Origin of the sequence: Pseudomonas sp. 86_A (assembly GCF_017491705.1) — a bacterium.
Lineage (GTDB): Bacteria > Pseudomonadota > Gammaproteobacteria > Pseudomonadales > Pseudomonadaceae > Aquipseudomonas > Aquipseudomonas koreensis.
In genome coordinates this window covers 1-461 of sequence record NZ_JAFGYS010000149.1, presented here as the reverse complement: position 1 = coordinate 461, position 461 = coordinate 1, and the positions used below count along the sequence as shown (strand labels likewise).

At 64.9% G+C, this 461-nt stretch carries 1 protein-coding gene; it reads left to right on the top strand.

Annotated features, from left to right (window positions below):
- Positions 1-461: RHS domain-containing protein (locus J5M57_RS28440; RefSeq protein WP_207938536.1), on the top strand; the 461-nt coding region annotated here is incomplete at both ends.

Sequence of the window (461 nt, the reverse complement as noted above, 5' to 3'; positions counted from 1 at the left end):
GGAGGATGATCGCGCGAACGGAGAGGCGCGACGGCTTCCGGCCGCGGACGTGGCGTTATCAGTGGGACGACTTCGATCAGCTCGAGCAAGTCCTGACCCCGGAGGGCGAGCGCTGGCGGTATCGGTACGATGCGTTCGGGCGGCGCATCAGCAAGGCGTGCCTGTCGACGCCGAAAGCCGGCCGGCCGGCGCGGATCGACTATTTGTGGTGCGGCAGCCGGCTGATAGAGGCATGGCGCGCGTACGGCGAACGAGACGGCACGCAATACGAAATCCAGCGCTGGCACTATCGACCTGGCACCCATTCGGTTTTGGCGCAGGAGCGACTGAAATACGACGACAAGCCGGATCTGCAGAACAGCGAGTGGTTTGCGCTCGCTTGCGATCCCAATGGCGCTCCGCATACGCTGTACAGTTCGGACGGCAGGATCATGTGGAGCGCGCGGCGCGAACTCTGGGGC